The 19,093-nt window shown below is 42.2% G+C and carries 15 protein-coding genes; 8 read left to right on the forward strand and 7 right to left on the reverse strand.

Annotation, left to right across the window (positions count from 1 at the left end; genetic code table 11):
* The first annotated feature begins 233 nt into the window (after positions 1 to 233).
* Positions 234 to 902 carry a hydrolase gene (locus tag B9Y81_RS14140; protein ID WP_085537551.1) on the forward strand — a complete coding sequence of 223 codons (669 nt, stop codon included), beginning with the start codon at positions 234 to 236 and terminating at the stop codon, positions 900 to 902.
* Between the two features lie 46 nt (positions 903 to 948).
* On the opposite strand, the gene rbr is transcribed toward B9Y81_RS14140, so the two are convergent.
* The gene (gene rbr / locus B9Y81_RS14145; protein WP_085537552.1) at positions 949 to 1,530 is read right to left on the reverse strand and encodes a rubrerythrin; all 582 of its coding nucleotides are present in this window, start codon (positions 1,528 to 1,530) and stop codon (positions 949 to 951) included.
* Between the two features lie 146 nt (positions 1,531 to 1,676).
* Positions 1,677 to 2,321 carry a SagB/ThcOx family dehydrogenase gene (locus tag B9Y81_RS14150; protein WP_085537553.1) on the reverse strand — a complete coding sequence of 215 codons (645 nt, stop codon included), beginning with the start codon at positions 2,319 to 2,321 and terminating at the stop codon, positions 1,677 to 1,679.
* Between the two features lie 177 nt (positions 2,322 to 2,498).
* Here B9Y81_RS14150 and B9Y81_RS14155 point away from each other — a divergent pair, with 177 nt between their 5' ends.
* The 6 genes from B9Y81_RS14155 (at position 2,499) to B9Y81_RS14180 (ending at position 11,621) form a co-directional block, all read left to right on the forward strand.
* Complete coding sequence (locus B9Y81_RS14155) at positions 2,499 to 4,979, forward strand: outer membrane beta-barrel family protein (RefSeq protein WP_085537554.1); 2,481 nt, start codon at positions 2,499 to 2,501, stop codon at positions 4,977 to 4,979.
* Positions 4,980 to 5,391: 412 nt separating this feature from the next.
* Positions 5,392 to 6,825 (forward strand): MFS transporter, encoded by a 1,434-nt coding sequence (locus B9Y81_RS14160; RefSeq protein ID WP_085537555.1) that lies wholly within the window; start codon positions 5,392 to 5,394, stop codon positions 6,823 to 6,825.
* 78 nt (positions 6,826 to 6,903) lie between these two features.
* A complete protein-coding gene (locus B9Y81_RS14165) occupies positions 6,904 to 7,428 on the forward strand; it encodes a shikimate kinase (RefSeq protein WP_085537556.1) in 525 nt (174 codons plus the stop codon).
* Between the two features lie 2 nt (positions 7,429 to 7,430).
* The gene (locus tag B9Y81_RS14170; protein ID WP_085537557.1) at positions 7,431 to 8,639 is read left to right on the forward strand and encodes an alanine dehydrogenase; all 1,209 of its coding nucleotides are present in this window, start codon (positions 7,431 to 7,433) and stop codon (positions 8,637 to 8,639) included.
* Positions 8,640 to 8,741: 102 nt separating this feature from the next.
* The gene (locus B9Y81_RS14175) at positions 8,742 to 10,595 is read left to right on the forward strand and encodes a 2-oxoacid:acceptor oxidoreductase subunit alpha (RefSeq protein ID WP_085537558.1); all 1,854 of its coding nucleotides are present in this window, start codon (positions 8,742 to 8,744) and stop codon (positions 10,593 to 10,595) included.
* Positions 10,596 to 10,598: 3 nt separating this feature from the next.
* Complete coding sequence (locus B9Y81_RS14180) at positions 10,599 to 11,621, forward strand: 2-oxoacid:ferredoxin oxidoreductase subunit beta (RefSeq protein ID WP_085537559.1); 1,023 nt, start codon at positions 10,599 to 10,601, stop codon at positions 11,619 to 11,621.
* 70 nt (positions 11,622 to 11,691) lie between these two features.
* Here B9Y81_RS14180 and B9Y81_RS14185 read toward each other — a convergent pair whose 3' ends face one another.
* Complete coding sequence (locus tag B9Y81_RS14185; RefSeq protein WP_085537560.1) at positions 11,692 to 12,339, reverse strand: carbohydrate-binding family 9-like protein; 648 nt, start codon at positions 12,337 to 12,339, stop codon at positions 11,692 to 11,694.
* On the reverse strand, positions 12,336 to 12,995 hold the full coding sequence (locus tag B9Y81_RS14190; RefSeq protein WP_085537561.1) for a LysE family translocator: 660 nt from the start codon (positions 12,993 to 12,995) through the stop codon (positions 12,336 to 12,338). Before B9Y81_RS14190 ends, B9Y81_RS14185 begins: the two co-directional genes overlap by 4 nt.
* A 172-nt stretch (positions 12,996 to 13,167) precedes the next feature.
* On the opposite strand from B9Y81_RS14190, the gene B9Y81_RS14195 reads away from it, so the two are divergent.
* Positions 13,168 to 15,375, forward strand: coding sequence for a S9 family peptidase (locus tag B9Y81_RS14195; RefSeq protein ID WP_085537562.1), 2,208 nt, complete (start codon positions 13,168 to 13,170; stop codon positions 15,373 to 15,375).
* An 82-nt stretch (positions 15,376 to 15,457) separates the two neighbouring features.
* Here the strand turns inward: B9Y81_RS14195 and B9Y81_RS14200 are convergent, their stop codons facing one another.
* From B9Y81_RS14200 to cdaA, 3 genes are all read right to left on the reverse strand, one after another.
* Positions 15,458 to 16,663, reverse strand: a complete 1,206-nt coding sequence (locus B9Y81_RS14200) for an acetate/propionate family kinase (protein ID WP_085537563.1) — start codon at positions 16,661 to 16,663, stop codon at positions 15,458 to 15,460.
* A 76-nt stretch (positions 16,664 to 16,739) separates the two neighbouring features.
* Entirely contained in the window at positions 16,740 to 17,756 is a 1,017-nt protein-coding gene (gene pta, locus B9Y81_RS14205) for a phosphate acetyltransferase (RefSeq protein ID WP_085537564.1), read from the reverse strand.
* A 549-nt stretch (positions 17,757 to 18,305) separates the two neighbouring features.
* The gene (cdaA, locus tag B9Y81_RS14220; RefSeq protein WP_085537567.1) at positions 18,306 to 19,091 is read right to left on the reverse strand and encodes a diadenylate cyclase CdaA; all 786 of its coding nucleotides are present in this window, start codon (positions 19,089 to 19,091) and stop codon (positions 18,306 to 18,308) included.
* Between the last annotated feature and the right edge of the window lie 2 nt (positions 19,092 to 19,093).

The raw sequence follows: 19,093 nt of genomic DNA on the forward strand, positions 1-19,093 counted from the left end.
TAATAGTATTAGATTTAAGGTTAACAAAGTTGATTAGGGGTTGTCGTGAGACAGCCTTTAATTGTTTATAGGCCTTTCGTAAATTTACTCTTCCCCTTTTTTCCGGTACCACAAAGTATAATTAATCTTTTTTGTCACATAATATTCTCATAAACAACTTATGGGGATAAACTTCTCTTGCTATTTTTACGTTTTATATATAAAGCGAGTTTTAATAATTACATCGTGTGTTTATGAAAAAAATAAATGTTCCGGTAATCGAATCGGTTCTGCGTAAGAAGCCGATCAAAATGCCTGAAGAGATATATAATGCAAGTGGTATTAATATTTTTGGCAAACGATTAAAATCGCTGGTCTTTTCTACAGACTTGGCTATTATTAAGAATAACAATGCTGATGGAGTGATCGCGGTTTATCCTTTTACACCTCAAATTGCCATTAATCAGGCTATAATAGAAGTTTCGCCTACTCCCGTGTTTTGTGGGGTTGGTGGCGGAATTACAAGCGGGCAACGTTCAATTGATATTGCGATAAACGCGGAACTGAACGGAGCTTATGGCGTGGTAATGAATGCCCCTACGCCTAATGAGCTGATCACGGAGATGAAAAAGAGATTGGATATTCCAATTGTTATAACCGTTGTCTCTGAAAAGGAAGATTTTGAAACACGAATTAAGGCGGGAGTAACTATCTTTAATGTTTCGGGTGGGATAAATACGGCGAATATTGTTCGTAACATCAGAAAAAAATACCCGGATTTCCCGATTATAGCAACCGGCGGTCCTACGCCTGAAAGTATTCTTCGAACAATTGAGGCCGGAGCAAATATGATTACATATACTCCACCTACGACCGGGGAACTGTTTTCCGCGATAATGGAAGATTATAGAGAACGGTTGTAGAGAAAAAAATAGAGACGTACGATATGGTACGTCTCTATTGCATTTTTTAATAGTTTTCCTTCATGGGTTCGAAGTATGACTGTGGATGTTCGCAAGCCGGACACATCTTTAGCGCTTTCTTGCCTTCATATAAGTAACCACAGTTGCGACATTGCCAAACAATTGCTTCATCACGTTCGAATGCTTTTCCTTCAGTGATGTTCGCGAGCAGCTTACGATAACGTCTCTCGTGTTCAGCTTCAACAGTAGCGATCATTTTAAAAGCTACAGCTATTTTTTTGAAGCCTTCTTCTTCAGCTATTTTCGCGAATTCAGGGTATAATTCTGCCCATTCTTCGTTTTCACCTGCAGCAGCAGCGGCAAGATTATCCATGGTAGTGCCGATTACTCCGGCAGGATAAGAAGCCGTGATTTCTACCATTCCACCTTCCAGAAATTTAAAGAATCTTTTTGCGTGTTCTTTTTCCTGTTCGGCAGTTTCCATAAAAACACCGGCAATTTGTTCGTAGCCTTCTTTTTTAGCTACACTTGCGAAGAACGTATAACGTGTTCTTGCCTGAGACTCTCCGGCAAATGCTTTCAGCAAATTTTGCTCGGTGCGAGTTCCTTTGATACTTTTTTCTTCCATAACACTAATTATATATAAGATGTAAATGTTTTTCAATATAAGTAAAGTACGATTCACATCGCACTGTAACAAAAATACTCAATTCTTAGCATATAAATAAATGATTACGTGTAAAAGTGATAAGAAAGGAGATTTTGCAAAAGCAATTATTTCTTAGGATACCCAACCGGATTGTTTAGCATCGGAACTTGCGAGTCGCTTAATCCCAATGTTTTCTTAAGACCGTCAACATCCATAGACATACGGGGAACAGTGGCGAAACCCTTGCCTGAACAGAATAAATTAATATTCTGAGAAACGATACCTGCGTCTAAAGCGCCCATTTGAAAAGCCTTATCGGATGCGTTAGGGCCGAATTTGGAGAGGTCGGATACTAAAACTAAACCAACAGGAGGGGTGGATGAAGTCTGGCTACTGCGCGAACTGCTGATCAACGCGCGATGATCTCCCGTTGTTATCCCTTTTAAAACATGTGCCGAGGCGTCGTAGCGGTAAGCACCGTCTTTTGTTAGTACATAAATATCCACATCCTGTTTATTCATGGCCGAAGGAGCCGTGCGCTTTCCGTCAGGGCGATTTACTCCATTGGCAGCCCAGAGCAAGTCTGAAATGTCTTGCAGTGTTAATTCTTTTGAGTCGAACTCCCGGTCGGAGTGGCGATCGGATAATGTTTGCATAATACTTTTTCCGCCTGTTTTGTTGGGTGCGCTGAGTGAAATGTCTTTTGGTTTTTGCGCAAAAGCGGCAGATGCGATTACGGCCAATGTCAGAAGTGATAATAGTTTACTCATGGTGATTGAATATTAAATGTTCAATTATACAAATATAATGGAGGAACGGCAACTTGCAACATCATAATACAATTTTTAGAGAACTTTAATTTACGAAATGGTCGTAGATGTTGTCTTTCTGCTATATTTGCGAAGTTGTTACTAAATTACTACTAATAAACAAGTTATTCTTGATCAATGAAAAAAATCCTAATCCTGATCAGTCTGTTCCTGTTTGTCGTACTAAGTATGTACGGACAGTCAGACAAACCTAGTACTTTTTTAATAAAAGGACAGGTGGTTGATTCGCTGACAAGCGAAACCGTACCGTATGCTACACTAAGCATAGCTTTGGTTGCCAATCCATCTAAGCCGGTGAAGCTTTTAGCTTGTGATATGGATGGTAAATTTGAAACACCATTAAATCAAACAGGCAATTATGTTATAACCTTGCAGTCTATCGGAAAAGCTCCGGGGGTGAAAAATTTTACATTGCAAGAGGGTAAAAAAACGCTGGATCTCGGAAAGATTCTTATGCAAGAAGACACCCAGCAGATTGCAAATGTAACGGTAACAGCCCAGAAGCCGCTGGTAAAAGTGGAAATCGACAAACTTACTTATAGCCTGGAAGACGACCCGGAGGCAATTACCAGTAATACACTGGATATGCTGAAAAAAGTGCCGATGGTAACGGTAGACGGAGAAGATAAAATACAATTAAAAGGATCGGGAAATTATAAAATATACCTCAACGGCAAACCGTCTACCTTGTTGTCCGGTGATAATGCTGCCGACGCATTGAAAAGTATGCCGGCCAATACGGTAAAGAACATCGAAGTTATTACAGAACCGGGAGCGAAGTATGATGCTGAGGGCATAGGGGGAATTATTAATATCATTACCAGCCGGAACACGTTAGACGGATACACCGGAACGGTACGTGCGGATGCCAGCGCGTTGGGGCGTTTCGGAGGAGGAGCAAACGCGTCTATTAAATATGGAAAATTCGGATTAACCGGCAATTTCAACTATCGCTACAACAATAACCCATGGACAGACTCCGAATCTTATCAGGAGAAGAAGGGAGATAATAAAGAATTTATAACTCAAAAGGGACAAAACAAGTATAAGGGGCCTTTTCAATTCGGAGCTCTTGAAGCAAGCTATGAGATTGATACCCTGAACTTGCTGACTTTAGGGGTGAACCTGTTTAACGGTAATATGAAAAACCGGACAAGGCACAGCGTTCAATCAATGAATCCGGACGACCTGGAAAAAGACTATACCTATCGTCGTTTTTCTGACGGAAAAGGAAACTTCGGATCGACTGATGTTAATCTGGATTATCAACATTCTACAAAAAAGAAAGATGAACTGCTAACTGTTTCGTATAAGTACAGTCATTCTCCGGACGGATCAAAATCATCCACTTATTTAGAAGATGTTAAGAATTATCCATTAGCCTGGATGTTTCCGCGAATGGAAGATAACGACGCCTATACCGACGAACACACCGGGCAGGTAGACTATACCACCCCTTTGTTTAAAGATCATACACTGGAGGTTGGAGTTAAATATATATTACGCCAGAATGTAAGCGATGCCGATGTGCGAATACTGAATGAAGCAACCAATGTTTGGGAACCGAGTCCGCAATCAATCAACCTGGATCATATTCAGCATATTTATTCCGGTTACGCGGGCTATGCCATTAAGTACAAGAAATTCGGTCTTAAAGCAGGTGTGAGAGCTGAAGGCACGAATGTGGATGTTGAATTTAAAAAATCACCTGAACAGAATTTTAAAACCGATTATTTTGACGTTGTGCCCAATGCTACGATTTCGTACATGATCAATATGGCTCAACAGGTACGTTTAGGTTATAATATGCGTATCCAGCGTCCGAGTATCTGGTTTTTGAACCCTTATGTAAATGAGCGCGACCCCGAGAACATTAGTTATGGTAACCCTTTTCTGGATTCGGAAAAGAGCCATAATGTGAATTTCACGTATAGTATGTTTACGCAAAAATTCAACCTGAACCTGAATGGATACTATAGCTTTGTCGATAACTCTATCGAGCGATACACTTTTGTGAATGAAAACAACGTATTTGCCACTACATTCGATAATATAGGAAAGCGTCAGAACGTAGGGCTTTATCTCTACGCGCGTTGGAACCCGATTCCATTATTCAACATCACAGTAAATGGAGGAGCCAACTATGTGAAGTATGAAGCCGAAAGTAGAAATATGGAGAACGACGGGTATAGAGGAAATTTCTACTCGAACGCACAGGTTAATCTGCCAAAAGATTTCCGGGTGAATGTGTATGGCGGGTATTACTCTCCCTGGATTATGCTGCAAGGCAAAGGCGGCTCACAATACTTTACCGGTTTAAACCTCAGTAAAGATTTCATGAAGAAAAAACTTACCGTAACACTAAGCGCTAACAATCCGTTCTGGAAGACAATAAAATACGAGTCGAATACGGAAGACGAAGCCTTTAAGAATAAAAACATAAACTATTGGCGAGCACGTGATTTCAGCGTTCGTGTTTCATACACCTTTGGTAACCTGAAAGGGCAGATCAAGAAAGTTCGTCGCGGCATCAGCAATGACGACAGCAAGGGCGGCGATAGTGGCGGCGGCGGCGGCGGCGGAGGAACCCCTCAATAAATACCTCATAGCGATACAATACGAAAAGGGCGGACATACAATTCTGCCCTTTTTCTATTCGAAAAAACCACCAGTCAACTTAAAAATTAACATTTCGATTTTTGTGCTCAAATTAAGTTGCTTTGCAGATGTCCTTTATTTTTAAAAATATATCCTTTATTTCGGCGGAAATATCCTTTATTTTTGGAAAAATAACCTTTATGTTTTTGGCGTTTTTATAGTACTGAAAATCAATTGTTTACGAATGGTTGATTTTTTGCCTGTTTTGGGGCTTTTTTAAGTTAAAATTGCAGGAATCCGGTTTGTTCTTGAACGGCGAAAACATGTTACTGATACATAAAAGTCATTTTTGGGTTGTCGCCCCTCTCTTTTTGTTTTATTTTTGTTGGAATAAATAATAAATCAACAAATAATGGGGGTGTTTAGTAAATTTCCGCGTACGTTTTGGGCGGCAAATGTAATTGAGTTATTCGAACGTTGGGCCTGGTATGGGTTCTTTATGTTATTCGCCAATTATCTTACCGGTTCTTCCGATATGGGAGGGCTCGAGTTTACGCAGAGTCAGAAGGGTTTATTGATGGGTTTCGGAACAGGAATTCTCTATTTTCTGCCGGTTTTAACCGGAGCCATAGCCGATAGATACGGGTATAAGAAAGTGCTTTTTCTGGCTTTTTGTATTTATGCATCGGCATTTATTATGCTCCCCATGTTTAAATCTTTTACCGCTGTTTTCCTGATGTACCTCTATCTGGCATTGGGCGCGGCTTTATTTAAACCGGTTATCTCCGCAACGATTGCTAAAACCACCACGGAAGAGACCTCTTCTATCGGTTTCGGTATTTTTTATATGATGGTTAATATCGGTGCCTTTATTGGGCCCATGGTAACGTTGTTGTTTAAAAGTAGTTCGCATCTGATTTTTTATGTGTCTGCCGGTATTATCGCGCTCAACTTTATCATGCTGTTTTTCTATAAAGAGCCGGGGCGTGAGGAAAATAAGTCGGACGAAAGTCTTTTGCAAACTTTTGCAGGCATTTTCCGCAATATGGGGAGTATCGCTAAAGACGTTAAGTTTGTTTTGTTCCTTGTTATTATTGCCGGCTTCTGGACCATGTATCATCAGTTGTTCTTTACGTTGCCGGTATTCATTACACAATGGGTGGATACGTCTGCTTTGTATAATTTTTTCAGCACCTATATTCCGTTTATCAGTGCCAACTACAGTCCGGCTCCGGGTGTGATGGATGCGGAGTTTGTAACTAATTTTGATGCGATGTACATCATCCTGTTTCAGATTATCGTTTCGAGTATTGTAATGAAAATGAAACCGCTCAATTCGATGATTTCCGGCATTGTGGTTTGTTCAATCGGTATGGCGTTGTCTTTTGCTTCACAAAATGTGTTGTTTACGATTGTTGCTATTTTGATTTTTGCTTTAGGCGAGATGGCCAGTTCGCCTAAAATTACCGAATACATCGGGCGTATCGCACCGGCCGACAAGAAAGCACTTTATATGGGCTATTCCTTTATTCCGGTATGTCTGGGAAATTTCTTTGCCGGGTATATCTCCGGAAATGTATACCAGAACATGTCTGATAAGGTTATGATTGTTCGGGATTTTGCTGCTGAAAAAGGCTTGCAGATACAAGACGGACTGTCTACAAACGCGTATTTTGAAGAAGTGGCCCGGCAGGTGAGTATGACACCGCAGGAATTGACCAATCTGCTTTGGAGTACTTATCACCCTTCGCGTCTTTGGATGGTTTTGCTGGCGATCGGTCTTTTGGCCGCTTTTGCCTTGTTTATCTATAATCGGGTGACTTCCAAAATGGTTAGTGCCGAATAAACGTATTTTTTGTTGACAGAATAAATAGTTGGTTGATAGAAAAAGCATACATTTGTAGTAAACATTCATGTTGCAGGAATGAAGCGTATTTTTTTGATTGGTTATATGGGTGCGGGAAAGACAACAGTCGGCAAGCAATTGGCAAGTCGCATGGGGCTTTCGTTTGTTGATCTTGACTTACATATTGAGGCTCGCTACCATAAAAGTGTACGTGAATTATTCGCCGAAAGGGGAGAAGACGCGTTTCGTGAGATCGAGCGGAAAATGCTTCATGAAGTGGCAGAATTTGAGAATGTTTTGGTTTCCACCGGAGGGGGAAGCCCCTGTTTTTTTGACAATATGGAGTTTATGAACCGATCCGGACAGACCGTTTATCTGAAAGTGTCGGTTCAGGAATTGACTAAACGGTTGGAAACATGCAGACAAACACGTCCGGTTTTAAAAGACCGGTCAGGTGAATCGCTGTTTCGTTTTATTGATGAAAATATTCAGAAAAGAGAACCTTATTATAATCAGGCATCTGTAGTTTTTGATGCCGAGAATATGTTAACAGAATCTGATGTGCAGACAATAACTGTTGCGTTAGAGCGTATTTTGAACTGATTATGAAACAGAGCCAGAAACAAACACAAGGAGCATACATACCTCAGGAGTTGCTTGAGGAATTGAGAAAGGTAAGCAATCGTTTGTTGATCGGCATTCCCAAAGAACTTGATACTGAAGAACGGCGACTGGCTTTAACGCCCGAAGCGGTTGGTATGATTGTGGAATGCGGGCATCGGGTTATTGTGGAAACCAACGCGGGGTTGGGTATAAATTATTCGGATAATCATTTTGCCGAGGCAGGAGCAGAGATTGTTTCGACTCCGGCTGAAGTTTATCAGGCAGATTATATCCTGAAAATGCTTCCGCCTTTGCCCTGCGAGGTGGCGCTTATGAAGCCTCGTTCTACATTGTTCTCCATGATCCAGTTTAATTTGTTTGATTCGGATTCGTATGAAGGTTTGATGCGGAAACGGATAAACGCTTTTGCTTACGAACTGATGACCGACGATAGTTTTCGTGCGCCTATACTGAATGTGATTTCCGAAATAGAAGGTACATCATCGGTGATGATTGCCGCGGAGTTATTGAGCAACACGAAAGGAGGAAAAGGCATTTTGCTGGGCGGAATACCGGGGGTTCCTCCAACTGAAGTTGTGATTATAGGAGCCGGCAATGCCGGGACTGTGGCTGCCCGTGCCGCCTTAGGATTGGGTGCTACCGTGAAAGTCTTTGATGATGATATTAATAAGTTGAGGATGCTTCAGCAGGTATTGGGGCAAAAGATTTTTACGTCCAATTTCCATCCGAATGTGCTGCGTAATGCCTTTACCAGTGCCGATGTAGTGGTGGGGGCTATGCGTTATATCAATTCCCGCCGCCGGTATGTTATTGCGGAAGATCTGATCCGGACTATGAAGCGGGGTGCGTTGGTAATTGATCTGAGAGTGAACCAAGGGGGATGTTTCGAAACAACCTGTTGCCTTTCAAGTTCAGATCCGGAGGTTTTTGAACAATTTGGTATCTTGCATTACTGTAAACCGAATATAAGCAATCATGTGGCGAGAACCACATCGATGGCTTTCAGCAACATCATTACCCCATTAATTACGCTGTTGGGAGATATGGGAACAATACAAACGGCGATCAAAGCCGACGTGTGCTTCCGTTCGGGCATTTATATGTATTGCGGTAAACCCGTTAATAATTATGTGTCTAATCATTTTAATATGCTTTCTAATAATTTAGATATTTATTTATCTGCTTTTTGAATTGTAAAATGTTTGTGCTCAGAAAGTTTATTGCTTACTTTGTAAGTATCATTTAATTGATACAGTTAAAAACCAAGAGACAAACGCTAATAATTATAATCTATGGGAGAACAAACAAAAGTCACAACTTTGGAAAAGGTGGTTGTACGTTTCTCGGGTGACTCGGGCGACGGAATGCAATTGACGGGAACGATCTTTTCAACTTTGTCGGCGATCTTTGGGAATGAAATATCTACATTTCCCGATTATCCGGCAGAAATTCGTGCACCTCAGGGCACTCTAAGTGGTGTTTCCGGGTTCCAGGTGCATTTGGGTTCCAAAAAGGTATTTACGCCGGGAGATAAAGCCGATGTTTTGGTCGCTATGAATCCCGCTGCGTTAAAAGTAAATGTGGATATCTTGAAACCTAATTCAATTATCATCATCGACACAGACTCGTTCAAGACGAATGACCTGAATAAAGCTAAGTTCACTACAGATGATCCGTTCACAGAATTAGGACTTACCGGTGTGCAATTGGTTGCGGCACCGATTTCTACCTTGGTAAAGGAAGGATTGGTTGATTTCGGATTGGATAATAAATCTGCCCTTCGCTGTAAGAATATGTTTGCTCTTGGACTTGTTTGCTGGTTGTTTGAGCGTCCTCTTGAAGAAGCAATGCATTTGCTTCAGAATAAATTCGCTAAAAAGCCAACCATTGCCGAAGCAAATATTAAAGCGCTTACAGATGGTTATAATTTCGGTCATAATACCCATGCTACTGTTTCTACATACCGTATTGAAGGTAAGAAAGCAGAGCCCGGATTTTATACAGATGTAAATGGGAATACGGCTACTTCTTATGGTTTGATCGCAGCCGCTGAAAAAGCCGGAATGAAGTTGTTTCTCGGAAGTTATCCTATTACACCGGCTACCGATATCTTGCATGAACTTTCCAAAAGAAAGGACTTGGGGGTAAAGGCTATTCAGGCCGAAGACGAAATTGCCGGTATTTGTACGGCTATCGGTGCGAGCTTTGCCGGAAATCTGGCGGCTACTTCTACTTCCGGACCCGGATTGGCGCTAAAGAGTGAAGCTATCGGTCTGGCGGTTATCGCTGAACTGCCGTTGGTTGTTATTGATGTACAACGTGGTGGTCCATCAACCGGTTTGCCTACAAAAAGTGAACAAACCGACTTGATGCAGGCGCTTTATGGACGAAATGGTGAAAGCCCTGCTGTTGTAATCGCTGCAACTACTCCGACTGATTGTTTTGATGCAGCCTTTTGGGCAGGCAAGTTGGCCGTTGAACACATGACGCCGGTTATCTTGTTAACAGACGGCTTCATTGCAAACGGTTCTTCTGCCTGGAAGCTACCAGATTTAGATAATTATCCGGAGGTAAAACCACAATACGCTACCAGCTATACTGGTGAAGCAGAATGGAAACCCTACAGAAGAAACGAAGAAACAGGTGTGCGTTACTGGGCTTTCCCCGGAATGGAAGGATTTGAGCATCGCATCGGAGGTTTGGAGAAAGACTTTAACACAAGCGCAATCTCTACAAATCCCGAAAATCACCAGAAAATGGTCAATGTGCGTCAGGCAAAGATAGATAAGATCGCTGATTTTATTCCGGAACTTGACGTTGTTGGAGACGAAAACGCCGATCTGCTGATCGTAGGTTGGGGTGGAACATATGGACACTTGTACGAAACAATGGAAGGATTGCATGAAAAAGGCAAGAAGGTAGCATTGGCTCACTTTAAGTTTATTAGTCCGCTTCCTAAGAATACTGTCGAAGTACTTACAAGATATAAAAAGGTAGTTATCGCTGAACAAAACAATGGTCAATTCGCTAACTATTTGCGTGGGAAGATACCCGGATTTACTCCTTACCAGTTCAATCGCGTGAAAGGCCAACCTTTCAATGTGGCAAGATTAATTGAGGAGTTCACTAAAATAATGGAGGCTTAATTTATGGAAACAGAAGAAATCAAATATCAGGCAAAAGATTATAAGAGTGACCAATATGTACGTTGGTGCCCGGGTTGTGGTGATCATGCTGTACTGAACTGTCTCCACAAAGCGATGGCCGAATTGAATGTTGCGCCGAAAGATATGGCCGTAATTTCAGGTATCGGATGTTCATCCCGTCTGCCGTATTATATGAATACCTACGGTTTTCATACGATTCACGGGCGTGGTGCTGCCATAGCAACAGGTGTAAAGACGGCTAACCCTGATCTGAGTGTATGGTTGATAACCGGAGACGGAGACTGTCTTGCTATCGGGGGGAATCATTTTATTCATGCTGTGCGCCGTAATGTGGACATCAATATCGTTCTTTTTAATAATCGCATTTACGGATTGACAAAAGGACAATATTCACCTACTTCAGAACGTGGATTCGTATCGAAGAGTTCTCCTTACGGAACAGTCGAAGATCCATTCGTTCCGGCAGAATTAGCCTTTGGCGCGAGAAGCAATTTCTTTGCCCGTGTGATTGACGTAGACTTGAAAAACACAACAGCTATTTTGGCCGAGTCGGGTCGTCATAAGGGAACTTCTGTGGTAGAGGTGTTGGTAAACTGTGTTATCTTTAACGACGGTATACACAAAGACATCACAGATAAAGACTATCGGGCTGAACGTACGGTTTTCCTTCGTCATGGCGAAAAGATGATCTTTGGTAAAGAAGAGAATAAAGGTATTGTACTCGACGGACTGAAGCTGAAAGCCGTTACAATCGGTGAAGATGGCTATACATTGGACGACGTATTGGTACATGATGCTCATGCTCAAGATTCGACCTTACAAACAATGCTTGCAATGATGAGCAATGAAAACAACTTGCCAATCGCTTTGGGCGTTATACGCGACATTGAGGCTCCGGTATACGATCAGTGCGTAGACCAGCAAGTGAAAGACGTACAAGCAAAGAATCCAACCCGCAAACTACGTGATTTGCTGATGAAAGGTGAAATTTGGGAAGTTAAATAAATACGTTCTTCTCTAAAAAATACAGAAGGCTATCTCAATTTAGATATTGAGGTGGCCTTTTTTTTGTTTATTAGAAACGTAACTCTCCAAAATATTCCGGACAATGAAAGTTGGGTTCAGGCAGATCAATTGGCGCCCAACTGAGGTAGTGAGGGCATGCTGTTTCATCGGCGCATTTGTAAAAATTAGCGTGTAGTGTTTTTGGAAGTTTCTTCGGGTTTATTCCCATGAGCGTAAAGGGGATTGCAACGGTCAGTTCCCAGCTATGTACGCCGGTTATCTCTTCAAATGTTTTATTTTCTAAAGAGGAATGGCGTCTGATAGAGGCATATTCCTCAGCGCTCAGTCCTGTTTTCTCTTCACGTGATTGTCTGTAAGAGGCATCACAAGTGCCAATGCAGTTGAACTCGAAGTTGATGTATTTATACGGTCCGCGCTGAGGTTTTACAAAGAACTCCACACAGCTGTCTTTATGAACAGGTGATCCGTCTTCTTGATAGGAAGCTTTCAAAGAATTGCCACGTACAAAGAAATGTAAATACAAGTTCTTGTCGGTGCGTGCTATGTCAACTACCGTAATTGGCTGATAAGGGAACTCTTCCCAATTTACCTGATTAATATGCAGACGCAAAGCTTTATTTTCTAAAAAATAATCTACCGATAATATGTCTAACACATCCAGAGCCGGAAGATTCGGAATTTGATTGAGTACTTTCATGGTGTTACGAAGTTTAAAGGTATATGGAAATAAAATGTTAGGATGATTGATACTAAACCAATAATGGAGACTAAGATAATTATAATTCCTACAATTTTGTTAAATATCCAGATGCTTCTGATGTTAAACCATTTTCTCAGTTTAGATACAACGTATGTGATGCTTGTCCACCAAAGTAAGGCACCGATACCAATACCGCCTATACCGCAGAGCGACATCCATATTGAATGTTCGGGTAAAACAAAGCCAAAACGGGCAAAAAGCGCGATATAAAGCAGCACAATAAATACATTGCTCAAGGTAAGTAGAAAAGCACTCAGAAAGTCTTGCGTATAAGACAGTTTTTTATCTCCTTGTTTTCGGATACCTCTGGTGGGATTAGAGCGGAAGATGTAAAAACCAAATGCACCGAGAACAATACTGCCGAAAAGTTGTAACGGAGCTTCGTTGGCTTCAATGAAATTGACAATCATTCCCATACCAAGGCAAGTGATGCAGGCATATATGATATCTGAGAGCATAGCCCCAATGCCGGTGACAAATCCGTGTAACCTGCCTTTGCTAAGTGTGCGTTGAATGCAAAGTAAACCAATTGGTCCCATCGGGGCTGAAACCAATATTCCAATAATTATGCCTGTGCTTAGTATACCAATCATCTAATAGCCTTACTCATTCCTTTTGGCAAAGATACGTTCAATCTGTTATTGAAAAAAGACAAATCAGACGATATTGCTATTTTTTCAGATTTAATTAACCCTTTGCAGTCGCTTATTTCTTTATTTTTGTAAGTAGAGTCTATTCCTTTAATTATTCAATATGAGAGCAATAATGCGTAGTGTTATACTGTTTTTGGGGTTGTGTCCGCTAATTCTTTCTGCACAGATATCAAAAGAAGATTACCAACGGGCAGATACGATTGCAAAAAACAGCAGATTGGTTTATTCGCCGGCAGTACAAGCCACCTGGATAGGCGAATCAACGGAGTTTTGGTATTTGAACCATGAGCGGAGCGGAGATATCTATTACCTAGTAGAGGCTAAAACGGGGAAAAAGCGTGTAGCATTCGACCAACAGAAGTTGGCTGCTCTTTTAACGAAAGAAAGCCGGAAAGAAACAACCGCTGCTAATTTAGGCTTGTCTGAAGTTAACTTTATGGAAGACAAAAGCGGTATCTCATTTGTCTATAATAATACACGCTGGGAATACTACTTCAAGAAAAATGAACTAAAAAATCTGGGCAAAAAAGAAGAAAAGACTCAACGATACTGGGGAGAAAGGAACCACCGTAATAGTGACCCGGTAGCTTCTCCGGACAAACAATGGGAGGCGTTTATTAAGGATAACAATCTCTATATTCGTCCGATGGGAGGGAAAGATGCGATAGCACTTTCGCGCGATGGAAACGACGATTTATATTATAGCTCTTCTATCCATTGGTCTCCTGATTCTCGTAAATTGGCTACGGTGCAAGTTCGTGATGTAAAAGTTCGCCGAATTCCACTGATCGAGTCGAGTCCTGAGCGTCAACTGCAGCCTATACTACAATGGCGAGATTACGCCAAACCGGGCGATGTGTTGCCCGTCAGTATCCCTGTGCTATTTGACGTGGAAAAACGAAAACAGATTCCAATTGAGGCAAAAGATTATTCAAATCAGTTTTCGCTCTACATAACGGGGTGGAGGAAAGATAGTCGTGCCTTTACGTTTGAATTCAATCAGCGCGGGCACCAGCGTTATATTGTAGGTGAGGTTAACGCGCATACCGGCGAGATCACCCATTTGGCCGATGAGCAAACAAAAACATTCGTCCATTATTACAAAAATTACCGCTACGATATGAATGACGGACAGGAAATGATCTGGAGTTCAGAACGTGATGGCTGGAAGCATCTTTATCTCTACGACAATAAAGGGAATGTGAAACGGCAGATCACAAAAGGCGAGTGGGTTGTTCGTCAGGTAGAACATGTAGATGAGGTCGGCGGAATGATTTATTTTCTGGCTTCCGGTTTTAATGCAGACGAAGATCCCTACAATCTGCATTATTGCCGTATTAAAATTGATGGAACCGGGTTTGAAAACCTGACTCCTGAGCCGGCGAACCACCGGATTGCAGCATCGAAAGACCATACCTGGTATGTAGATGTTTATTCACGTCCCGATCTTCCTCCCGTAAGCCTGTTGAAAAAGACGAGTGATGGTTCTGTAGTTCTTCAACTTGAAAAGGCGGATATCGCAGAGCTTGTTGCTGCCGGTTGGCAAATGCCGGAAGTCTTTTCAGCGAAAGGGCGCGATGGAAAGACGGATATTTGGGGAAACATCCACCGTCCTTCAACGTTCAACCCCTCGAAGTCATATCCCGTAGTAGAAATGATCTATGCCGGTCCGCATGATTCTCACGTGTCAAAAGATTTCCTCGCATACAGTCGCCTTATCTCCCGACTTTCTGAACTTGGGTTTATTGTTGTTTCTATTGATGGCATGGGCACGGCCAACCGTTCAAAAGCATTCCATGATGTATGCTGGAAAAACCTGAAAGATGCCGGCTTCCCGGATCGAATTGCCTGGATAAAAGCCGCCGCGGAGAAGTATCCTTATATGGATACGGAAAGAGTTGGCATATATGGCTGGTCTGCCGGCGGACAGAATGCGATGGCGGCGTTGCTTTTCTTTAATGACTTCTATAAGGTGGCGGTGTCTCTTTGCGGATGTCACGACAATCGTGTTGATAAAATGTGGTGGAACGAACAATGGATGGGCTTTCCCTTGGATGAGTCTTATAGTGCCTGTTCAAATGTAGATAACGCACATTTGTTGAAGGGAAAACTACTGCTTATTAACGGTGAATTGGATGATAATGTAGATCCGGCGTCGACATTACAGGTGGTGAAAGCCTTGATCAAAGCCAATAAGAATTTCGACCAACTGTATTTGCCGGGCAGAACGCATTCGCTTGGCGGACAATATGAAATGCGCCGGCTTGACGATTTCTTTGTAAAACATTTATTGAATCAGGAACCTCCCGCATGGGACTAAAATCGAAAAGGGCGACACTAACCGATGTCAGTGTCGCCCCGGAATCTAATCCTTTAGTGTAAGCTGTGAGGATTAGTAATTATTATTGATCATTGGTCAGTATTTCCATTGTGTCCGAAGCAATCATAAACTCTTCGTCGGTAGGTACAACCATTACCGTTACCTTACTGTCGGGTGTGCTGAGTACCATTTCCTCTCCACGCATCTTGTCGTTCTTTGCTTCGTCAAATTTGATACCCATGTATTCCATGTCGTTACAAACTTCTCGACGTGTTGCCCATTGGTTTTCGCCTACACCTCCGGTGAAAACGATGATATCTACTCCACCAAGCGCCGCAGCATAAGCTCCGATATATTTCTTAATGCGATAATTATAAACTTGCAGAGCAAGGATTGCTTTTTTGTCACCCTCGGCCACGGCAGCTTCAATTTCGCGCATGTCTGAAGAGATGCCCGACAATCCGAATACACCACTTTGTTTGTTAATCAGATCAGACAGTCCTTTCGCGTCCAACCCTTCTTTGTCCATAATGAATGAAAGCGCGCCGGCATCCACGTCGCCACAACGGGTTCCCATCAATAAGCCTTCCACCGGTGTAAGCCCCATGGAGGTATCGATACTTTTTCCGTCTTTTATTGCTGTGATAGAACCTCCGTTTCCGATATGAGCCGTAATGATGCGTTGCTTTTCAAAAGGAACGCCCAATACTTCGCAAGCTCTTTTAGATACATAACGATGGCTTGTGCCGTGAAATCCGTAACGACGTATGCCGTATTTCTTGTAAAGAGAATAAGGCAGACCATACATGTAGGCATAGTCCGGCATAGTTTGGTGGAAAGCAGTATCGAATACACCTACCTGGCGAATGCCCGGAATCAACGCGTTCATTGCGCGGATACCTTTCAGGTTGGGTGGATTATGAAGTGGGGCGAGGTCAATACATTCCACCATCTTGGCGATTACATCGTCTGTAATTTCCATGCTGCTGCTAAACTCTTCAGCTCCATGTACAACGCGATGGCCAACAGCGTCAATTTCATCGTATGATTTGATGCAACCATGTTTTTCGTCGGTCAGGATACTCAGAATAAACTGAATAGCCGCGTTATGTTCCGGCAATTCCTTTTCCAGAACAACTTTCTTACCTTCCGCTGTTGTAAATTTAAGAAAAGACCCGGGCAGTCCGAGTTTCTCAACTCCTCCCTGCGCCATTACTTCGTGTTTCTTCATGTCAAACAATTTGTATTTAACCGAAGAACTTCCACAATTCAATACTAATATTTTCATTCCTATTGTTTAATTATTTATTTTATATGTATTTTCAAAGAGATTCGGGGGCAAACCCAAATTTCTTCAATAACGGTTATTGAGCTGCTTGCTTTGCTCCGATTGCCTGATTCGCAGTGATAGCTACCATGTTGTAGATATCTTCGGCCGAACATCCGCGTGACAGGTCGTTTACCGGCGCTGCCATTCCCTGAAGAATCGGGCCTACGGCTAACGCGTTACCTAAACGTTCAACTAACTTATAAGCAATGTTTCCTACTTCTAAAGTAGGGAATACCAATACATTGGCTTGACCGGCAATTTCGCTTCCGGGTGCTTTTTTCTTTGCGACAACAGGAACTAACGCGGCGTCAGCTTGCAACTCACCGTCTATTTTAAGATCGGGAGCCAATTCTTTAGCCAGGCGGGTAGCTTCTACTACCTTATCCACCATCTCATGCGAAGCACTACCCTTTGTGGAGAAACTAAGCATGGCCACTTTAGGTTCTATGCCGACAATGCTTTTGGTTGTCTGAGCCGTAGATACAGCGATTTGAGCCAGTTCGGGAGCTGTGGGGTTTGGCATAACCGCGCAATCGGCCACAACGATAATACCCTCTTCTCCGTAAATTTTATTCTGTGTAAAAAGCAAAAACGCACCTGAAACACAACTAATGCCCGGCGCGGTCTTGATGATTTGTAAAGCTGGGCGTAACACATCTCCTGTTGTGTTTTCCGCACCGGCAATTTCGCCATCCGCATCACCGGCCTTAATGATCAGGCAGGCAAGATAGAGTGGGTTCTCAACAAGCACAGCGGCTTTTTCCGGAGTCATTCCTTTCCTTTCACGCAGTTTAACCAATAGGTCTGTATAGGCCTGTTTCTTTGCGTGAGATTTCGGGTCAACCAAAGTTGCTTTCTGTATATTAAGCAAATTCAATTCACTTGCCCGCTTGATTATTTCAACCGGGTTACCAATTAAGATTAGTTCAGCAATCTCATCGGCTAATAGTCGGTCAGCTGCTTTTAACGTACGCTCATCGAGTCCTTCAGGCAAAACAATGCGTTGCTTGCTTGATTTAGCTCTGGCGAAAACATCTTGCATTAAGTTCATAACAAGGGGGATTTTATATTACTTTTTGAGTTTTTTCGATTAAGACTACAAAAATACACAAAAATGCAATATGGAGTTTGCAAAAACGCCCCTGCTTTTGCATGCCAAGGTGTCAAATTTAGATTATTTAACAGTGTGTAAAAGGCGAGCCTAAATGTCAGAAAGAAAGATAATTCAGGGTATATGTGCCAAAATGACGCCTCCTCTTTTGCGCCCTTCTCAGCGTGTTTTAACATTCGGTCGGATAGGCGGATTCATACCATGTGTGATTTTGCTATACGTTATTTTTTGCCGTTTTCTGACCCGGCTTTTCTTCTTTGCCGAACAACATTAGTATGTCTTTTTTTGAATAAAGTATGTAATCAAAAAAATAAAGGATATTTTTTCGAAAACAAAGGATGTTTAATTGAAGCCTATACACCTGTTTTCAGCGTAAAACAGACGTATTTAGCCCGTAAATTAACACTCGTTTGCAGACGCGAGGATCTGATTAACGTTTGGATACAATAGTGAAAATACGAAATGTTTTAAAAAGTCCTGTTTTTGTGTCTAACAGTAATTTTTCACCTCTCGTTCACCTGTCAGGATTTGTTGTAAATCTTCGGCGCTTACGTTAATTTCGAGCATGCTGTTGTGGGCAACGGAGATCTTGCCTCTTTCTTCAGAAACAATAATAACGAGCGCATCGGTCTCTATGGAAAGACCTAAAGCCGAGCGGTGCCTGAGTCCGAATTCTTTTGGAATATCGGCACGTTGAGCCACCGGCAAAATACAACCGGCCGCTCGTATCTGATTGCCGGCAATAATCATGGCTCCATCGTGCAGGGGGCTGTTTTTGAAAAATATATTTTCGATTAACCGGGCGTTTGTTTCAGCGATAAACATTTCGCCGGTGTGGATGTACATGGCTAAGTCCATCGTTTGTTGAATAACGATTAACGCCCCGGTTTTTTTCTTCGCCATATTCATACAGGCCAGTACAACCGGTGCAACGAACTTTTTTTGTTTCTCCGAAACCGTATCTTTCGGCGAGAACAGCTTGGATAGGAATTGCAGCCCTTTGTGCGAGCCAAGGATTACAAGAAACCGCCGTATTTCGTCTTGAAACAGCACAACCAACACGATAAAACCGAAACTTACGATCTTGTCTAATATTGCGCCGAGCAATCTCATTTCCAGAATTTGCGAAATAACGATCCACAGAATAATAAACGAAACCACTCCGCTGAAAATCGCGATAGCTCCGGAGTTTTTCATCAGTTTATAGGTCTGATAAAGTAAGAATGCAACAAGCGCTACATCGATCAGGTCTTTTAATCCAAAGTATGTCCACATAA

The sequence above is a fragment of the Massilibacteroides vaginae genome (assembly GCF_900178525.1).
GTDB classification, from domain to species: domain Bacteria; phylum Bacteroidota; class Bacteroidia; order Bacteroidales; family Tannerellaceae; genus Massilibacteroides; species Massilibacteroides vaginae.

Coding starts and splice junctions, on each gene's coding strand:
- B9Y81_RS14195 (WP_085537562.1), top strand. CDS start 13,168: ATGCGTAGTGTTATACTGTTTTTGGGGTTGTGTCCGCTAATTCTTTCT.
- B9Y81_RS14160 (WP_085537555.1), top strand. CDS start 5,392: ATGGGGGTGTTTAGTAAATTTCCGCGTACGTTTTGGGCGGCAAATGTA.
- B9Y81_RS14165 (WP_085537556.1), top strand. CDS start 6,904: ATGAAGCGTATTTTTTTGATTGGTTATATGGGTGCGGGAAAGACAACA.
- B9Y81_RS14200 (WP_085537563.1), bottom strand. CDS start 16,663: ATGAAAATATTAGTATTGAATTGTGGAAGTTCTTCGGTTAAATACAAA.
- B9Y81_RS14190 (WP_085537561.1), bottom strand. CDS start 12,995: ATGATTGGTATACTAAGCACAGGCATAATTATTGGAATATTGGTTTCA.
- B9Y81_RS14155 (WP_085537554.1), top strand. CDS start 2,499: ATGAAAAAAATCCTAATCCTGATCAGTCTGTTCCTGTTTGTCGTACTA.
- B9Y81_RS14175 (WP_085537558.1), top strand. CDS start 8,742: ATGGGAGAACAAACAAAAGTCACAACTTTGGAAAAGGTGGTTGTACGT.
- B9Y81_RS14140 (WP_085537551.1), top strand. CDS start 234: ATGAAAAAAATAAATGTTCCGGTAATCGAATCGGTTCTGCGTAAGAAG.
- cdaA (WP_085537567.1), bottom strand. CDS start 19,091: ATGTGGACATACTTTGGATTAAAAGACCTGATCGATGTAGCGCTTGTT.
- pta (WP_085537564.1), bottom strand. CDS start 17,756: ATGAACTTAATGCAAGATGTTTTCGCCAGAGCTAAATCAAGCAAGCAA.
- B9Y81_RS14180 (WP_085537559.1), top strand. CDS start 10,599: ATGGAAACAGAAGAAATCAAATATCAGGCAAAAGATTATAAGAGTGAC.
- B9Y81_RS14185 (WP_085537560.1), bottom strand. CDS start 12,339: ATGAAAGTACTCAATCAAATTCCGAATCTTCCGGCTCTGGATGTGTTA.
- B9Y81_RS14170 (WP_085537557.1), top strand. CDS start 7,431: ATGAAACAGAGCCAGAAACAAACACAAGGAGCATACATACCTCAGGAG.
- rbr (WP_085537552.1), bottom strand. CDS start 1,530: ATGGAAGAAAAAAGTATCAAAGGAACTCGCACCGAGCAAAATTTGCTG.
- B9Y81_RS14150 (WP_085537553.1), bottom strand. CDS start 2,321: ATGAGTAAACTATTATCACTTCTGACATTGGCCGTAATCGCATCTGCC.